At 62.3% G+C, this 16,637-nt stretch carries 11 protein-coding genes; 4 read left to right on the top strand and 7 right to left on the bottom strand.

Features of this window, described 5'->3' with window-relative positions; genetic code table 11:
* Positions 1 to 148 precede the first annotated feature (148 nt).
* The 6 genes from UC35_RS13020 to UC35_RS12995 form a co-directional block, all read right to left on the bottom strand.
* Positions 149 to 1,144 carry an ABC transporter ATP-binding protein gene (locus UC35_RS13020; RefSeq protein WP_145979424.1) on the bottom strand — a complete coding sequence of 332 codons (996 nt, stop codon included), beginning with the start codon at positions 1,142 to 1,144 and terminating at the stop codon, positions 149 to 151.
* Positions 1,128 to 2,135 (bottom strand): ABC transporter ATP-binding protein, encoded by a 1,008-nt coding sequence (locus UC35_RS13015; RefSeq protein ID WP_061500350.1) that lies wholly within the window; start codon positions 2,133 to 2,135, stop codon positions 1,128 to 1,130. Before UC35_RS13015 ends, UC35_RS13020 begins: the two co-directional genes overlap by 17 nt.
* Positions 2,132 to 3,073 carry an ABC transporter permease gene (locus UC35_RS13010; RefSeq protein ID WP_082793113.1) on the bottom strand — a complete coding sequence of 314 codons (942 nt, stop codon included), beginning with the start codon at positions 3,071 to 3,073 and terminating at the stop codon, positions 2,132 to 2,134. Before UC35_RS13010 ends, UC35_RS13015 begins: the two co-directional genes overlap by 4 nt.
* Entirely contained in the window at positions 3,030 to 4,004 is a 975-nt protein-coding gene (locus UC35_RS13005) for an ABC transporter permease (protein WP_061500343.1), read from the bottom strand. The genes UC35_RS13010 and UC35_RS13005 overlap by 44 nt, the downstream gene beginning before the upstream one ends.
* Before the next feature lie 20 nt (positions 4,005 to 4,024).
* Positions 4,025 to 5,611 carry an ABC transporter substrate-binding protein gene (locus UC35_RS13000; RefSeq protein ID WP_061500340.1) on the bottom strand — a complete coding sequence of 529 codons (1,587 nt, stop codon included), beginning with the start codon at positions 5,609 to 5,611 and terminating at the stop codon, positions 4,025 to 4,027.
* 138 nt (positions 5,612 to 5,749) lie between these two features.
* Entirely contained in the window at positions 5,750 to 6,994 is a 1,245-nt protein-coding gene (locus UC35_RS12995; protein WP_061500338.1) for a metal-dependent hydrolase family protein, read from the bottom strand.
* Positions 6,995 to 7,460: 466 nt separating this feature from the next.
* Here UC35_RS12995 and UC35_RS12990 point away from each other — a divergent pair, with 466 nt between their 5' ends.
* Positions 7,461 to 9,179, top strand: coding sequence for a gamma-glutamyltransferase (locus tag UC35_RS12990; RefSeq protein ID WP_061500336.1), 1,719 nt, complete (start codon positions 7,461 to 7,463; stop codon positions 9,177 to 9,179).
* Positions 9,180 to 9,313: 134 nt separating this feature from the next.
* On the opposite strand, the gene UC35_RS12985 is transcribed toward UC35_RS12990, so the two are convergent.
* Positions 9,314 to 10,441 (bottom strand): acyl-CoA dehydrogenase family protein, encoded by a 1,128-nt coding sequence (locus UC35_RS12985; RefSeq protein WP_061500335.1) that lies wholly within the window; start codon positions 10,439 to 10,441, stop codon positions 9,314 to 9,316.
* A gap of 470 nt (positions 10,442 to 10,911) precedes the next feature.
* On the opposite strand from UC35_RS12985, the gene UC35_RS12980 reads away from it, so the two are divergent.
* The 3 genes from UC35_RS12980 to UC35_RS12970 are packed head-to-tail and all read left to right on the top strand — an operon-like array spanning position 10,912 to position 16,590.
* Positions 10,912 to 12,330 (top strand): efflux transporter outer membrane subunit, encoded by a 1,419-nt coding sequence (locus UC35_RS12980; protein ID WP_082793112.1) that lies wholly within the window; start codon positions 10,912 to 10,914, stop codon positions 12,328 to 12,330.
* A gap of 22 nt (positions 12,331 to 12,352) precedes the next feature.
* The gene (locus tag UC35_RS12975) at positions 12,353 to 13,477 is read left to right on the top strand and encodes an efflux RND transporter periplasmic adaptor subunit (protein ID WP_061500331.1); all 1,125 of its coding nucleotides are present in this window, start codon (positions 12,353 to 12,355) and stop codon (positions 13,475 to 13,477) included.
* Complete coding sequence (locus tag UC35_RS12970) at positions 13,474 to 16,590, top strand: efflux RND transporter permease subunit (RefSeq protein ID WP_061500329.1); 3,117 nt, start codon at positions 13,474 to 13,476, stop codon at positions 16,588 to 16,590. The genes UC35_RS12975 and UC35_RS12970 overlap by 4 nt, the downstream gene beginning before the upstream one ends.
* The last annotated feature ends 47 nt before the right edge of the window (positions 16,591 to 16,637 follow it).

Raw genomic sequence — 16,637 nt, 5'->3', positions numbered from 1 at the left:
TCAACGTGGCGCAACATCTGCGCGCGCCGTGCCGCGATAGGAGCCCACTCTTTCGCTCGCGGTTCTGGCTGCGCCCGGCACCGGGTTAACGAACGTGGACAGGCAGCCGTGCTGCCGCTCCCGCTCTCCCATTACGCTTTCGACGTCCTCATTGCGTGACGAATACCTCCTTTGAACGGATGCATGCGACCATTCGTTGCTCGCGCTCCGAAATGGCTTCAAGCTCGGGAACAACTTCCTTGCAGCGGGGAATCGCAAACGGGCATCGGGGGTTGAAACGGCAACCAGGCGGAGGCGCCATGGGAGACGGGATCTCGCCGCGAACTGGGGGGGCGCTTCCTCGTTGCGTTGCGCTGGGCACAGCCGCAACAAGTGCCTGGGTGTAAGGATGACGAGGATTGGAGAGCACCTCCTCAGCAGAGCCTATCTCGACGATCTTACCCAGGTACATGACCGCAATGCGATCGCAGAGGAATCGCATGACACCAAGGTCGTGACTGATGAAGAGATAGGACAGCGAGTAGCTCTTTCGCAGCGAGATTAGAAGGTTGAGAACCTGCGCCTGAACCGATACGTCCAGCGCAGCAACCGGCTCATCGCAGACGATCAGTTCGGGCTGCATGGCTAGCGCGCGCGCAATTCCGATGCGCTGCCGCTGCCCGCCGCTGAACTCGTGGGGATAGCGCTTTGCAACGTCTCGAGGCAGGCCTACCGCCTCGAGCAGCTCAGTGACCCTTTCATCTCGCCGACTTGCGGTAATCAAACCATGGTAGACGGGAGCCTCAATGATCAAGCGATCCACACGCAGCCGCGGATTGAGCGATGCGTACGGATCCTGAAACACCATCTGCACGGCTCGCCGCCAGCTTCGCTGCTTCGCGCCTCGCAAGGATTCCAACGATTCGCCACGGTACAGGACGTCACCATCGCTCGGCTTCATCAATCCCGAAGCAAGCCGACCGAGAGTTGACTTTCCGCAGCCGGACTCCCCGACCAAGCCAAGCACTTCGCCGGGCATTACTGTGAGACTTACACCGCTGACGGCATGCAAGACGGGAGGCTTCTTGCCTCGCAGCCGATCGAGCATCGTCGGTCCTCGGCTGAAGCGGCGATGGACCTCTCGAACTTCAAGCAGGGGGATCATGGATATCTCCGGCACTCAGCGGGTGGAGGCAGCTTGCAACATGATCGTTTCCCACGAGCAACTGCGCCGGTTCCATGCTTGTGCAGTCGGCTCGCGCTCGCGAGCACCGGGGTGCGAAGGAGCACCCCTGGGTTGGAATCTTTCCACTAGGAGGCATGGTCACCAGCGATTGCCCCCTAACCTGCCTATGGGGCATCGAGGCGCGAAGCCCGGCGGTGTATGGATGTCGAGGAGCGCGAAGGAGAAGCTGCGCCGGCCCTTGTTCAACGATTCGTCCCGCATACATGACTGCAACCCTGTCTGCGATGCGCTCTACAACACCGAGGTCGTGAGTCACCCACAGCAACGCAGTCTTGGTTTCACGACACAGCCGCTCGACTTCATACAGGATCTGCGCTTGGATCGTGACGTCGAGCGCAGTGGTTGGTTCATCCGCGATGATCAGCGCGGGACGATGGAGAAGGGCAATGGCGATGGCCACACGTTGGCGCATCCCTCCGCTGAACTCGTGGGGGTAGCTCTTCATCCGCTTTGCCGGCTCTGCGATGCCCACCTTCGCAAGCGCCGCGCAGCAACGATCCCAAGCTTCGGCGGCACTGACCCTATCGTGTGCCGTGATCGCTTCCATCATCTGGGTGTCAATCCGCAGTACCGGGTTGAGCGTCATTGCCGGATCCTGAAATACCATCGCCATGCGAGAACCGCGCAGCGACCTCATCCGTTCTTCGGACGCCGTGAGCAGATCTTCCCCGCCGAAAGCAAGCATCTCAGCCTGCACTTTGGCGCGACCTCCCAGCAAACGCATCGCTGCAAGACCCGTCACGCTCTTCCCCGAGCCAGACTCTCCGACCAACCCGAGCACCTCGCCAGGCCGAACTTCGATATCGACGCCACGCAGGGCCGTCGCTGTACCGCGGCGTGTGTCGAACTCGACGCGCAGATTTCGAATCGTCAGCAACGCGTCGGATGGATCGCTACTCGGATTGTTCATGAGCGCGGATCCAGCACGTCGCGCAATCGGTCGCCGACGATATTCAGGCAAGCCACCATGACGAGTAGCGCGATGCCGGGATAGGTGCTGAGCCATAGCTTTCCTGCGAGCAGTTGCTGGTAGCCGTTGGCAATCAGGCGGCCAAGCGAGGGTTCGGTGATGGGAAGCCCGATGCCCAAGAAGGAAAGCGTAGCCTCGAGCGCGATGGCAAAGGCGACATCCACGGTCGCAAGCACCAGCACTGGGGGCAAGCAGTTGCGAAGTACGTGGCCCACCACGATGCGGGAGCCGGACAAGCCCAGACATCGCGCCGCATCAACGTACTCTTTGCGCATTTCGACCAGGGCCGTCCCGCGAGCCGTGCGCGCGTATCGGGCCCATTGAGCCGCGACGATTGCGATCACAACGTTCTCCACGCCTCGCCCGAGGATCGCAAGCAGGATCACTGCCAACAGCACGACAGGTATCCCGAGTTGCAAGTCGACAAGGCGCATCATCAACGAATCTACGCCGCCTCCCCGATAGGCAGAGAAGACACCCAGCAAGGTTCCTATCGTGCAAGCGATGGCCCCGCTGGCTAGACCTACGCCGATGCTGATTCGCAGACCGTAGAGGATTGCCGAGAGAAGGTCTCGACCCTGCTCGTCAGTCCCCAACACATAGAAGTGGCTGCCGGCACCGCTCGCAGACCATGGCGGCAGGTTGCTGTCCATGATGTCGAGCTGCTGCAGATCGTAAGGGTTCTGTGGTGACACCCATGGCGCAAGGAGCGCCACGGAAACGATGGCCAGCAGGATGATGGCAGCAACGGTTGCGATTCGGTCCTGACGGAAACGTTCCACCGCTTCTGCCCATGGACCGTTCGAGGCCGATGACGATTGCGTTGTCGCGGCTTCACTGGCCATCGGCCATGCGCACGCGCGGATCAAGCGCAGCATAGAGGAGATCGGAGACAAGATTGATAGCTGCAAAGATGACGACTGTGACCAGGATGTAAGCCACGATGAGCGGCCGATCGAGAACGTTGATTGCGTCGATCAGGAGCTTTCCCATGCCAGGCCAGGCAAAGATGGTTTCCGTCACGACGGCAAACGCCAGTAGGGTCCCGAAAGTAAGACCGCCGATGGTGATGAGCGGGATCGCGATGTTCTTCAGCACGTGAACCAGAACGATCCGGTGCCCTGCGACACCCTTCGCTCGGGCAAATCGGACATAGTCGAGCCGGAGATTTTCAGCAGTGCCTGCACGGACTACACGAATCACGAGGGAAAGCGGATAGAGCGCCAAGGTTATGGCCGGCAATGCGAGATGGCGCCATCCTTCTGCCGTAAAGACAGACATTGGCACACCCAACAGGGCGACGGTTTGGCCGCGTCCAGTCGCAGGCAGCCAACCAAGCTCGATTGAGAAGATCACGACGAGCATCAGGGCCACGAAGAATCCTGGAACCGAGAAACCGATTACCGAGAACCCCATAACTGCGCGTGTTGTCAGCGCTTGAGGCCTCAGTCCAGCCATGAGGCCCAAGGGCACGCCAAGTACTAAGGCTACGAACATGGCGACGGTTGCGAGTTCAAACGTCGCAGGCAGCCGCTCAAGAATCACCTCAAGAGCAGGACGGTTGTAACTGAAGGAAGTTCCGAGGTCGCCATGTAGAGCAGCAGAAGCAAAGAGCCAATACTGCTGCCACAGCGGTTTGTCAAACCCCAGCGCCCTCCGCGTGTGCTCAATGTCCTCCGGCGACATGTTGGGTTGAATGAAGATCGCTGTCGGATCCCCAATCAGGTAGATCCCAACAAACACCAGCATGGACATCGCCGCCAGCATCAGCGCGGTCTGGCTTAGCCGCGCGATCAGGAAATTGCCCATGAGTTAGCGCATGTGGGCAACTAAGGGGCGGGGCGAGCTTGCCAAGCCAGCGTCATTTCATCGCCACGGGCTGAGTACGCTATGCCCTTCTTCGTGGCAACAATGACGCTACCGGCATAGAGCGGAATAATGGGCAGTTGCTTCGTCACATCGGCAAGAATCTCCCTCTCAGTCGCGGTCCGCTTCGCTGGATCGAACTCAGTGTTCAAGTCTTCAATTCGAGCGTCGAGCGCCGGGTTGGAGAAGTTCGAGGAGTTGTACGTTCCAAGGCGGCGTGCCGGATCGTACGTGTGCACAATGCCGTTCAGGCCCGTGGCATTCCCGCCATCGAATGGACCCCAGGCCAGCAGCCCGAAGAGGTATCCACCCTTGGGCGGAAAGACCTTCGGCAGGTAAATCGTCTTCGGCTGCGTCTCCACCTTCATCGCCAGGCCTGCCCGGGACAGCATTTGACCAACGGTCTGGCAGATCTTCGCATCGTTGGGATAGCGGTCGTTAGAGCAATGGATCGTTAGGCCAAATCCGTTCGGATACCCTGCTTCTGCGAGCAGCTTCTTGGCGCGCTCGACGTCGTAAGGCAGCTCTGGCACCAAGTTGTCATAGCTCTTCATGACAGGGGATGCGAACTGCCCAATTGGGGTTGCGGCCCCATCCATGACACGCTGCGCAATGGCCTTACGATCGATCGCAAGCGACAGCGCCTGGCGAACGCGAAGGTCACGCATCGGGTTGTCCGGGAGCGGCTTGCCGGCTTTGTCCGTCGCAAACTCGGTCGAGTTTGGCCCTTGCGCAGCAAAGAGAAAGTAGATGCGGTAACTGGGAACCTGATAGACCGTGAGCTTTGCGTTCTCCTTGAGCTTAGCGGCGTCTGCCGGCGGGACTTGCTCGATCAGATCAACTTCACCCGACAGCAACGCCGCGATGCGGCTCGCATCTTGTGTGATCAGTCGGAAGACGACCTTCTCCCACTGCGGCCTCGCCCCATAGTAGGCATCGTTTCGCACCACCTCTAGGCGAGAACCCGTCACGTATCCGGCGTACTTGAAGGGGCCGGTACCGATAGCGGCTTTACCCGACTCGAAGTCTGCGGCGCCAGCGCCCTGAGTCGCCTTCTTTGACACGATGGAAAGCAGTGAGAGATTCGCAGGCAATAGCGGCTCCGGCAGAGCGGTGTCGATTGCAACCGTGGTCTCATCTACCGCCCGGGCGTCCTTGATGGAACCCACGACGCCCGAGTAAGGATTCGGGTTGTTCGGAATGCTTGTCATCCTCTTGAGAGAGTGGATGACATCCTCCGCGGTGAAGGGTGAGCCATCATGGAACTTCACATTCGGCCGCAGCTTGAACTCCCACTGCGTGGGGGATAGACGACGCCAGCTGAGTGCGAGATCCGGATCGACATTGCCCGCGTTGATCTGTGTCAGCCCGCTGTAGATGTGCCGATTGAACGCAACGTTGCTCGTGAGAAACAAGAAATGCGGGTCCATCGAGGGCGTAGTGGCCGAACCAACCGTCAGCGTTTGCGCGTATGCGCTAGAAGCGCTGACACCAACGGCAACGGCGAGCAGAACGCCTCTGAAAAGGCCCAGGGATTTGTTGACACGCATAACAAGTACTCCAGTGGCAAGAAAGCTACGGTTGAACCGTGGGGTATCACACAGGTTCGATCTCAAAAAATTCGCCTGCCCAGTGGCATTCGGAAGCCGCACGTAACCCTTATGCGCCCGCCAGGGCGCGCCGAGTTGCTAATCGACGTGCTTGATCAGTTCGCCATTTCGCAGGATGGTGCGCAAATAGGCGCCATCCGCAGCAAGCAGCGAAACGTCCTGAAGCGGGTCTCCATCCACAACAAGCAGGTCTGCGAATGCCCCCTCGGAGATGCAACCAATCTGCCCCTCCAGCATCATCATCTCGGCCGGGATAGAAGTAAGTTGATGGAGGATCTCGATTGCCGTGAACACCTCGCTTCGAAGCGTGATCTCCCTGCATTGATGCTTGTAGAGATCTCCAAGCAAGTCCGTACCGAAGCACACTTTGACACCGGCAGCACGCATGTGGCGCAGGCCTTCGATGGCTCCTGACCAGGCCGCTTCCGCTTTCTGCTGGTTCTGCGGAGGGAATCCCATTTTGCGACCAAGCTCCACCAACTGCTCAAGGATGATGAGAGTCGGAACCACGTAGGCTCCCCGGTCAGCGACAAAGTCTGCTGTCTCCGCATCCATCAGCGTGCCATGCTCAATGCAGCGAACGCCGAACTCCACGCAGCGACGTACAGCGGCAGCGGGATGGCAGTGCGCGGTCGCGTAAGTTCGGCGTTCGACGCATTCGTTGACGATGGCCCTGATCTCATCTTCACGATACTGATTCATCCAGATGGGATCCGTGGGCGAGGCTACGCCACCGGACCCCATGATCTTGATGAAGTGGGCGCCCTGCCGCAATTCCTCGCGGGTTGCCTTGACACAGTCATAGATGCCATCGGCGATGACTCCGAGTGCACTGAAGACCGTCCCTGCGCACGAGCATATGGACTCGTAGCGTGGGCGCTCCCAGATGTCGCGAATTTCACCGTGCCCACCAGTCATACTGAGCACTTTGCCCGAATAGAAGAACCTCGGGCCTTGGATCAAGCCATCGGCCAGCGCTCGGGCAAGCCCATAGTTGCCTCCCCCAGTGTCCCGAACCGTAGTGAAGCCGCACTTCAATGCATGGCCGAGCATGCGCGCCGCGTGCGCTGTTCGATAACTTTCTCCGAACTGCTCCACCTTCTGCACGGAGATGTCGCTGAAGAAGGCATGAACGTGAGCGTCGATCATGCCTGGCATCAAGGTTCGACCGCCCACATCGATGACCGTTGCACCATCCGCGATGATCGGAGCAGACGAAACCTGTTGGATTCTGTCGCCCTCCACTAAGACATTCATGGCCGACTCGCATCGATCGCTGCGTCCGTCAAAGAGTCTGGCATTGCGAAAAATCAAGCGTGCCATCGCGGGGCCCCTTCCGTAGCTGAGTACAGTCTATGCCTCGGTAAAGATACTGCTTTGGCTATCAACACTAGCTTTTTGGCGGGCGACAGCGGCACGCATGTTGGTGAACCTGCATCACGCGCATCGGAGCCGGGGCGAGGTAACGCGGATGGTCTTGCAGCTGTCGCTGCTCCTCTGGTTCTAGCCCAGCCAAGATTCGGAGTGTCCTGGCGGACTTTCGTGTACACCCCGCTTTACCGTCTAGCATCTTCTTCACTCAAGGAACTTCTTGTCCCCTCCTCCTCTCGCGGATGGAGGGGGAAGCGAAGATTCCGCGGCGAAGTTTCTGCAGCGCGACAAACTTCGAATGCAACAGCAGTAAAACGTAACGACTGCGGTTCGATAACGTTGTGCTCTCGATAAATGAAGCAATGCGAACTGAGCCGTGAATGCAACCGCCTGCACGGCGCATCGCAAGTGAAAAGAGATGGAAAAAACTGTAGACCTGTCCCCCGCTAGGTGGCCTGCCGACGAGTACCAGCGGTATTTGGGTGCCCAGAGTGTCGACCGCACCACCGCCGGCGAAGCGAAGGGCAAGAACGGCGCGGTTACTGTGGCATATAGCGGGATTGCAGCGCGCGCCGGCCTGGAGGCACTCAAGCAAGGTGGCAATGCCGTCGACGCCGCCTTGACGACCGCCATGGCGCAAATTGTTGTGTCAGCCAGTGCCCCCGTTAGCTTTTTCGGCATCCTCTCGATGGTCTATTACGACGCCAAGAGCGGCAAGACCACCACTATGGGCGCTGAGTGGAACACCGTCAAAGGCGAAACCGACCCCCTGAGCATTCCTGGCGGCATCGCATTCGGATCGGACGATTCATTGCGCGGCAGCGGCGAGCCCAGCGGCCGTACGGCCTTGGTTGGCGGTTTTATGAAGGGTGTCGAGGCGGCGCACAAGAAATTCGGCGTGCTTCCTTTTGCCCAGCTTTTCGAGCCTTCGATCTACCTTGCCGAGCAAGGCGTGCCGATAAACCCCTTGGTGAATCACGCCATCAAAATGCGCGAGCAAGATCTTTTGCGTCTGCCGGAGACCAAATCGATCTTCACCAAGCCAAATGGCACTTTCTACAAGACTGGCGAGAACTTCAAGCAGTTGGCACTTGCCACCACGCTGCGCAAGTTGGCGACCGAAGGCGCCGACTATATGTACAAAGGGTCCTGGGGCAAGAAGCTGATCGCCGCCATCCAAGCCGATGGTGGCAAGATGACCATGGAGGACTTGGAATCCTACGAGGTGCAATGGAGCGATCCGGTTGTTTGCGAGTTGGCCAACGGCTATACGCTGCATATGAGTCAGGCCCCGAACTTTGGCGCACCTAACTTGGTTGAGGCGCTCAACCTCGCCGAGGAAGCCAACTTGGCCGAGGACGGCCCCTGGTGGGAAAGCGGTCCGGCGCTCAAGAAGGCCGTAGACATCGCCAATCAGTTTGGCGTTTCACTCCTGCCCGACGCAATGGTCGGCCAAATGTATCCGGGCATGGACTTCTCCTTCGACGCCCGTCTAACCAAAGCCCATGCGAAGGAACTCTGGAAGCGCATGGAAGCAGGCATGAAGGCGGGCCGCTTTAGGCCCAGGCTGCAACATTCGGACGACGTCGTGGCAGTCGACAAAGACGGAAACATGTGTGCGATCACTCACTCGATCAACTGTGTGAACTGGGGTAAGACGGCGATCTTCATCGACGGCATTTCGATCTCGGACGCTGCTGGATTCCAGCAGGCGCAAGTTGCAAAAGTACAGCCGGGCGATCGCCTTCCCGCGCCCACCGAACAAGGCATCCTGTTCAAGGACGGCCAGCCGGTGCTTGCGTTTGCCTCGATGGGCGCCGGCCTGCACCATCGGTCGTTCCAGTGCCTGACCAACGTGATGAAATTCGGCATGACCATCCCAGACGCCATCAATGCCCCGGACTTCTATATGTCGAAGATCGATGTCGACACATTTACGAGCATGATTGCCGTGCCGGTCGGGCGCTTCGCGAAAGACGTCTTAGATGCCACCGGTTACGAATGGACCGAGATTCCAATCGAGGAAGCTCGTCTTGGCGGCGAAGGCAAATGGGTGGCGATCAGCCGCGATCCGCACACCGGTGAACTGGAGGCAGGATCACATAACCGCAACAACAGCGACGCTTTGGCGTACTGAGTCAGACACGGAATTGGCAAGATGGATCCGTCGAATTTTTCGACCGGTCCCTCTTCCCAGTTCGAGATTTTAGCCGCGGTGAGCGCGGCGCATTTTTAGACAAAGCTCGTTCACCGAGCACCAAGGCTCTCGTTTCACAGCGCGCGCTGGATGATGATCTTCTGCACGTCGGAGGTGCCTTCGTAGATCTGGCACACGCGCACGTCACGCCAGATGCGTTCGACCGGGAAGTCGCTCACATAGCCGTAGCCGCCCAGCGTCTGGATGGCGGCGCTGCACACTTGCTCGGCCATCTCGCTGGCAAACAGCTTGGCCATCGCGGCTTCCTTCAGGCAAGGCCGGCCGGCGTCGCGCAGCGCCGCCGCATGCCAGATCAACTGGCGCGCAGCTTCCAATTTGGTGGCGCATTCGGCCAGCCGGAATCCCACCGCCTGGTGGTTGAAGATCGCCGTGCCGAAGCTCTCGCGCTCCTTGGCGTAGTCGATGGCGACTTCGAGCGCGCTGCGTGCCATGCCCACGCTTTGCGCGGCGATGCCGATGCGCCCGCCTTCCAGGGCCGACAGCGCGATCTTGTAGCCCTCGCCTTCCTCGCCGATCAGGTTTTCTGCGGGGATGCGGCAGTTCTCGAACTGGATCTGCGCGGTGTCGCTGGAATGCTGACCGATCTTTTCCTCCAGCCGCGCCACGATGTAGCCGGGCACGTCGGTGGGCACCAGGAACGCGCTCATGCCCTTCTTGCCGCCGGCTTTGTCAGTGACGGCGATAACGATGGCCAGGTGGCCGTTCTTGCCGCTGGTGATGAACTGCTTCACGCCGTTGATCACATACGCATCGCCGTCCCGGACGCCCGTCGTGCGCAGCGCCGACGCGTCGCTGCCCACGTGCGGCTCGGTCAGGCAGAACACCCCCAGCAGTTCGCCGCGCGCCAGCCGGGTGAGCCATTGCTGCTTCTGGGCCTCGCTGCCGTATCGCATCAGGATGGCGTTCACCGGGCAGTTGGTCACGCTGATGGCGGTGCTGGTGCCGCCATCGCCGGCGGCGATCTCCTCCAGCACCAGTGCCAGCGTCAGGTAGTCCAGGCCGGCGCCGCCGAGTTCCTCGGGCACGCAGATGCCGTAGGCGCCCAGCGCCGCCAGGCCCTGGTGCGCATCGCGCGGAAAGTGGCGCTCCTTGTCCCAGCGCGCGGCGTGGGGCCACAGTTGTTCTTTCGCAAACGCGCGCACGGCGTCGCGGATCATTTCCTGGTCTTGGGTCAGCAGCATGGTCTTGTGGCCTACCAACTCTTTAAAGCGGCGGCCGTCGTAGTTCGGGGAGGCGCCTTGTGGCGCGCGCTGTTGCCTTCGTCTTGTGCCTGGCGCTAACGCCTCAGCTCGGGATCAGCGGCGCGTTGAAGTGCCCATGATCGCAACCACATTGGCACCTGTCGCGCCCGCAATTGACGTTTACGTAAACGTCAATTGTGGATGGAATCAACTACAGACGCAAGGAGGATCCTGCACATACGCTACCAAGCATCGCGTGGCGACGCAGCGATGTAGCCGACTCAGACACCGCAGAAGCAAATGCAACCCGTTTTGGTCGCTCTCCAAAGTTTCCAGCAGGAGTTCCCTGTATAGCTCCTAAAACGCGAGCGTCTTTTCACTAATGCGATTTCGAAGCCCACTCGCATAATCGTCTACAGCTGGCATCCATCCACCGGAGTTGCGAGTTGCCACCTCCAGGCCTGCACGACATGGTTCGCCTCCTCATCGCTTCCCGCAGTCTGCTCGCCTGCACGCTTTTAGCGCTCCTCTTTTGCGGCTGCGCCGCCGTCGGACCCAACTACCGTGCACCCGAAGCGAAGGTGCCCTCGCAGTGGTCTGCCCCCTTGCCGCACGGGGGCAGCGCCGAAAAGCTCAGTGATTGGTGGCAGCAGTTCGAAGATCCCGTCATGACCCGCCTGCAGCATGCCTCGGAAAGCGACAGTCCGACGCTCGCCGCGGCGTGGGGCAACATAGAGATCGCCCGCGCTACGCTCGCCGGTGCGCGGTCCGGTGCGGCGCCGGCCGTGAATGCTGGGGCGTCGGTCGTACGCTCCGGCCAACAGAAGGCACGCTCCGTGACGACGCGCTCCGGCAGCGTCGACGCGTCATGGGAGCTGGATCTCTTCGGCAGGGTCCGCCGCAACGTGGAGTCGGCGGACTCGCAACTCCAGGCGCGCCGCAACGACTGGCATGGCGCGCGGGTGTCGCTGGCCGCCGAGGTGGCGACGAACTACATGGGGTACAGGGCCTGCGGCCTCCTGGTTGACACGTACGAGCAGGAGCTCGTCTCCATCCGGCAGACCACCCAGGCCACCGAGTCCCTGGTGCGGGCCGGCCTCAGTCCCAGCACCGACTCCGCCCTCGCGCACGCGACGGAGGCGAGCACGACCTCGACGCTGCTGGAGCAGCGGGCCCAGTGCGAGCTGCTGGTGAAGTCGCTGGCAAACCTCACGGGGCTGCAGGAAGCAGAACTGCGGCAGCTTCTCGCGAGCGGCAGATCCTCCATTCCGGACGCACCCGGTCTTACGATGGACCGCGTGCCGGCCCAGGTGGTGCGGCAGCGCCCGGACGTGGCCTCGCGCGAGCGCGACCTGGCCGCCGCGAGCGCCGCCATCGGTGTGGCCGAGGCCGACCTGTACCCCAGCGTGAAGCTCGCCGGCTCCATCGGTGTCTCGGCGTCCGGCGGCAACTCGCTCAACAGTTGGTCCTTCGGTCCGTCGCTGTCGCTTCCACTCTTCGACGGCGGCGCGCGTCATGCGGTGGTGGCTTCGGCGCGGGGCGTCTACGAGGTGACGTACGCGCAGTGGCGCGATGCGGTCCGCAACGCCGTCACCGAAGTCGAGAAGTCCCTGGTGCAACTGGACAAGGCCGGAAAGCGCGCGACGCAGGCGGAGCGCGCCGCGCAGGAATACAGGCGCTACCTCACGGGCGCCGAAGAGCAGCGGCGCGCCGGCACCATCGGCCTGCTCGAATTCGAGATCGCCCGCCGGCAGGCGCTCGCGGCGGAGATTGAGCTGATCAGCCTGCAACTGGAACGCGTGGTCGACTGGATCGCCGTCTACAAGGCCTTGGGCGGCGACTGGGACAGCGACGCGTCCGAAACGCCGCCTCTCAGCCGTGCGCCCTGAGAACGAAGATGAGATGAAGAGGATGAGATTCCAACGCAAACCCCTGGTTGTCTCGGCAACCTGCTTGCTGGTACTCGCAATACTGCTGCCTTTGGTACTGAAGCCAAAACTCGCCCCCGCGCAGGCCGCGAATCCTGTCTCGGCCCTGACCGTCGAACTCGTGACACCGGAGGCCCGCACCTGGCCGTTGCAGCTGCAGACGAACGGTGCCGTCGCCGCTTGGGAAGAAATCGCGGTGGGCCCGGAAACCGGCGGCCTTCGCGTGGCGCAGCTGCTGGTGGACGTGGGCCAGCGGGTCGCCAAGGGACAGTTACTCGCCCAACTCGCGGACGATACCGTGCGCGCCGAAGTGGCCAAGCAGGAGGCGTTGGTGGCCCAGGCCGAAGCCAGCCTGCTGCAGGCGTCGGGCAACTTGAAACGCGCGCTGGCCGTGGACGTGGCGGGCGCCATCGCCCCGCAAAAGCTGGATGAGTACAAAACCACGGAAGCCAGCGCCCGCGCTTCGCTGGCTTCTGCCCAAGCAGACCTGCAAAGTGCTACCCTCAAGCTGGGGCAGACGCGCATCGTCGCGCCCGATGCCGGCATCGTCGCCTCGAAGTCCGGGGTCGTGGGCAATGTCGTCAGCTCGGGCACCGAGCTGTACCGGCTCATTCGGCAGGGCCGGCTCGAGTGGCGCGCCGAACTCGACGCGAAGCAGCTCGCGCAGGTGCGCGAAGGCCAGTCGGCGCAGGTGGTGCTGCCCGGCGGCCAGACCGTGGCCGGCAAGGTCCGACTGGTCTCGCCGACGCTCAGCACAACGACCGGGCGCGGCATTACCTACGTGAGACTGCTTCCCGATAGCCCGGCTAAGGCCGGCGTGTTTGCAAGCGGCACCATCGAGCTGCAGCAGCTGCGCGCGCTGACGCTGCCCGACGCGGCGGTCGTTCTGCGCGACGGCCGCTCCTATATCTACGTCGTTGGCGGCGACGGCAAGGCAGCGAGTCGCCCCGTGACGACCGGCCGGCGCCACGGCGACCGCGTGGAAGTGGTCGCTGGACTGGACGCGTCGACGCGAGTTGTCGCCAAGGGGGGTGCCTTCCTATCAGATGGCGTACAAGTCACCATTGACAAGGGCCAAGGCGCGAGCGAGAAGGAGACCTCCAGGTGAATGCCTCCTCCTGGTCCATCCGCAATCCCGTCCCTGCGGTCCTGCTCTTCATGTTGCTCACGGTTCTGGGTCTCATAGGCTTTCAACGCCTCCAGATTCAACACTTGCCGGACATGGATCTTCCCGTCATCAGCGTGTCCGCGGGCCTGGAGGGCGCCGCTCCTGCGCAGCTCGAGACCGAGGTAGCGCGCAAGCTGGAAGACAAGCTCGCGTCCCTCACCTTGCTGGATCACATCACCACGACCATCACACAGGGTTCCGTGGCCATAGCCGTGAGCTTCCAGCTGGAGAAGGACAGCGAGGCGGCGCTGAGCGAAGTGCGCAACGCAATTGACAGCGCGCGCGTAGATCTGCCGGCAAGCATGAGCCCGCCCACGGTGTCCAAGCTGACGGTCAGCGGCTCCGCCATCATCACCTTCACAGTGGAGTCCGGGCAGCGTGATGAGCAAGACCTGTCGTGGTTCATCGACAACGAGATAGGCAAGGCCATGCGCGCCGTCAGGGGCGTGGGCTCCGTGGCACGCGTGGGCGGCATCGATCGCGAGGTGCACGTCGACCTCGACCCAACACTGATGGCCGGCCTGGGCGTTACGGCAGCACAAGTGTCGGCGCGATTGAAGTCAGTGCAGACGGAGTCCTCCGGCGGCGAAGGCCAGGTGGGCCGGCAGCGGCAGGCGACACGCACGATCGCGACCGTGGGCACACCGGAGGAAATCGCGGCCATCACGATCTCGTTGGCCGACGGGCGCTACGTGCGCCTGGACCAGGTCGCCCGCATCAGCGACCGCCATGCTGAGCGCACCAGCCTCGCTTATCGAGATGGTAAACCGGTGATCGCATTCCAGATCACCCGGTCCAAGGGCTTTTCCGACGTGCAGGTAGCCCGGGATGTGCGCGCCGCGGTCAATCGCTTCTCGGCGCAGCATCCGGATGTTCGGATCATCGAAGCGAGCAACGGCGTCACACCCATCCAGGACAACTATGAAGGCTCGATGCACTTGCTGCTGGAAGGCGCCGCGCTCGCCATCCTGGTGGTGTGGTGGTTCCTGCGCGACCGGCGTGCCACCCTGATCTCGGCCGCTGCGCTGCCGCTGTCCGTCATCCCTACCTTCGGGGCCATGTACCTGCTCGGGTACTCGCTCAACACCGTGACCCTGCTGTCGCTGTCGTTGGTCATTGGCATGCTCGTGGACGACGCCATCGTGGAGATCGAGAACATCGAGCGCCACCTGCGCATGGGCAAGACTCCGTTTCAGGCGGCCATGGAAGCCGCCGACGAGATCGGACTCGCGGTGATCGCGACCACCTTCACTCTCGTAGCCGTGTTCCTGCCGACCGCCTTCATGGGCGGCATCCCCGGCCTGGTCTTCCGCCAGTTCGGCATCGTCGCGTCGGTGGCCGTCCTGGCGTCCTTGCTGGTGGCGCGGCTGCTCACGCCGATGATGGCGGCCCATCTGCTGAAGCTGAAGAAGCCCGACTTGAATCAAGAGGCAGACGGCCCACTTATGACGCGCTACCTGAACTGGGTGCGCGCCGCTCTGACGCGTCGCAAGACGACGGTGTTCGCCACAGCCGCCTTCTTCGTTCTGGCACTGCTGCTGATCCCCTTCCTGCCGACGGGCTTCCTGCCGGCGCAGGACATGTCGCAGACGCGCGTGACGCTGACGCTGCCGCCCGGCGCGACGCTGCAGGAGACCGCCGCCGTGAGTCGACAGGCTTCCGCACTGGTGAGGCGCGTGCCCGGAGTCAGCAGTGTGTTCGTCTCTGCGGGCACGGCCAGCACCGGCAGGGGCCTGGGCGCCAGTGCCACCGCCGACGTGGGCAGCGCGACGCTCATCGTGGACCTCGTGCCCCGAGGCGAGCGCGACCTGAAGCAGGCTGCAATTGAATCGAGGATCCGCGAGGCGCTGCGCGCGCTGCCGGCGACCCGCGTGTCGGTTGGCGCCGGCGGCAGCGGCGAGACGCTGACGATCACTCTCGCGGGTGAAGACGCGGACACGCTTACGCGTGCTGCCAACCAGGCCGAAAGCGAGCTGCGCATGCTCAAGGGCATCGGCAACATCACCTCCTCGGCAGCGCTGCAACGCCCTGAGATCCAGGTGCGGCCGAACTACGAGCGCGCCGCCGCACTGGGTGTGACTTCCGAGGCGCTCGGTGAAGCCATGCGCATGGCAACCTACGGCGACTACTCCACCGCGCTGCCCAAGCTCAACCTGCCCGAGCGGCAAATTCCCATTCGCGTGCGCATGGACCCTGCGGTGCAGACCGACATCGATGCCATCGGCCAATTGCGTGCCCAGGGCAGCCAGGGCGCGGTGAGCCTCGCTTCCGTCGCCGACATCACCTTGGGCAGCGGACCCTCCCAGATTGCGCGCCTGGATCGGTCGCGCAACGTCACACTGAGCGTGGAACTCGCCGGGCGCAGCATCGGGGAGGTGCAGCGTGAGGCATTGCGGCTGCCGGCGCTGCGCAACCTGCCCGCCGGCGTGCGGCAGATCGAGTCGGGCGAGCTGCAGCGCATGGGCGAGCTGCTCCAGAGTTTCGGAATCGCGATGGCCGTCGGCGTGTTCTGCATCTACGCGGTGCTCGTGCTGCTGTTTCACGACTTCCTGCAGCCAGCGACGATCCTCTCGGCCCTGCCGCTCGCGCTGGGCGGCGCCTTGATGGCACTGTGGATGACGCACCAGGCCTTTTCGATGCCCGCGGTAATCGGGGTGCTGATGCTCATGGGGATCGTGACGAAGAACTCGATCCTGCTGGTGGAGTATGCCGTCATGGCTCGCCGGGAGCACGGGCTGGGAAGGCTGGAGGCGCTGGTGGACGCGTGCCACAAGCGCGTGCGTCCCATCGTCATGACGACGATAGCGATGGGCGCAGGCATGCTGCCCAACGCGCTTGGACTCGGTGCCGAGCCGAGCTTCCGCCAGCCCATGGCCATCGTCGTAATCGGGGGGCTGCTCACATCCACGGCACTGAGCCTGCTGGTCGTGCCGGTGGTCTTCACCTATGTCGACGATCTGCTGCTGTGGTTCCGCCGGCGCTTGTATCGCGCGCGTGCCTCTAAGGGGCAGGGTAGCATTGCGGTGTCTGGGACCGTCGGATCTACCGAATGATGCCGAGCGCACTTTTGGCGAGAAGAGCATCACGCCCCCTCACACGT

Source organism: Ramlibacter tataouinensis, assembly GCF_001580455.1.
In the GTDB taxonomy this organism is placed as follows: Bacteria; Pseudomonadota; Gammaproteobacteria; order Burkholderiales; family Burkholderiaceae_C; genus Ramlibacter; species Ramlibacter tataouinensis_B.
The sequence above is the reverse complement of the archived record's forward strand: the minus strand, read 5'-3'. Positions and strand labels throughout refer to the sequence as shown.

Bases quoted from the DNA above. Each gene is read 5' to 3' on its own strand.
- UC35_RS13020 (WP_145979424.1), bottom strand. From the start codon at position 1,144: ATGATCCCCCTGCTTGAAGTTCGAGAGGTCCATCGCCGCTTCAGCCGA.
- UC35_RS13015 (WP_061500350.1), bottom strand. From the start codon at position 2,135: ATGAACAATCCGAGTAGCGATCCATCCGACGCGTTGCTGACGATTCGA.
- UC35_RS13010 (WP_082793113.1), bottom strand. From the start codon at position 3,073: ATGCTGCGCTTGATCCGCGCGTGCGCATGGCCGATGGCCAGTGAAGCC.
- UC35_RS13005 (WP_061500343.1), bottom strand. From the start codon at position 4,004: ATGGGCAATTTCCTGATCGCGCGGCTAAGCCAGACCGCGCTGATGCTG.
- UC35_RS13000 (WP_061500340.1), bottom strand. From the start codon at position 5,611: ATGCGTGTCAACAAATCCCTGGGCCTTTTCAGAGGCGTTCTGCTCGCC.
- UC35_RS12995 (WP_061500338.1), bottom strand. From the start codon at position 6,994: ATGGCACGCTTGATTTTTCGCAATGCCAGACTCTTTGACGGACGCAGC.
- UC35_RS12990 (WP_061500336.1), top strand. From the start codon at position 7,461: ATGGAAAAAACTGTAGACCTGTCCCCCGCTAGGTGGCCTGCCGACGAG.
- UC35_RS12985 (WP_061500335.1), bottom strand. From the start codon at position 10,441: ATGCTGCTGACCCAAGACCAGGAAATGATCCGCGACGCCGTGCGCGCG.
- UC35_RS12980 (WP_082793112.1), top strand. From the start codon at position 10,912: ATGGTTCGCCTCCTCATCGCTTCCCGCAGTCTGCTCGCCTGCACGCTT.
- UC35_RS12975 (WP_061500331.1), top strand. From the start codon at position 12,353: ATGAGATTCCAACGCAAACCCCTGGTTGTCTCGGCAACCTGCTTGCTG.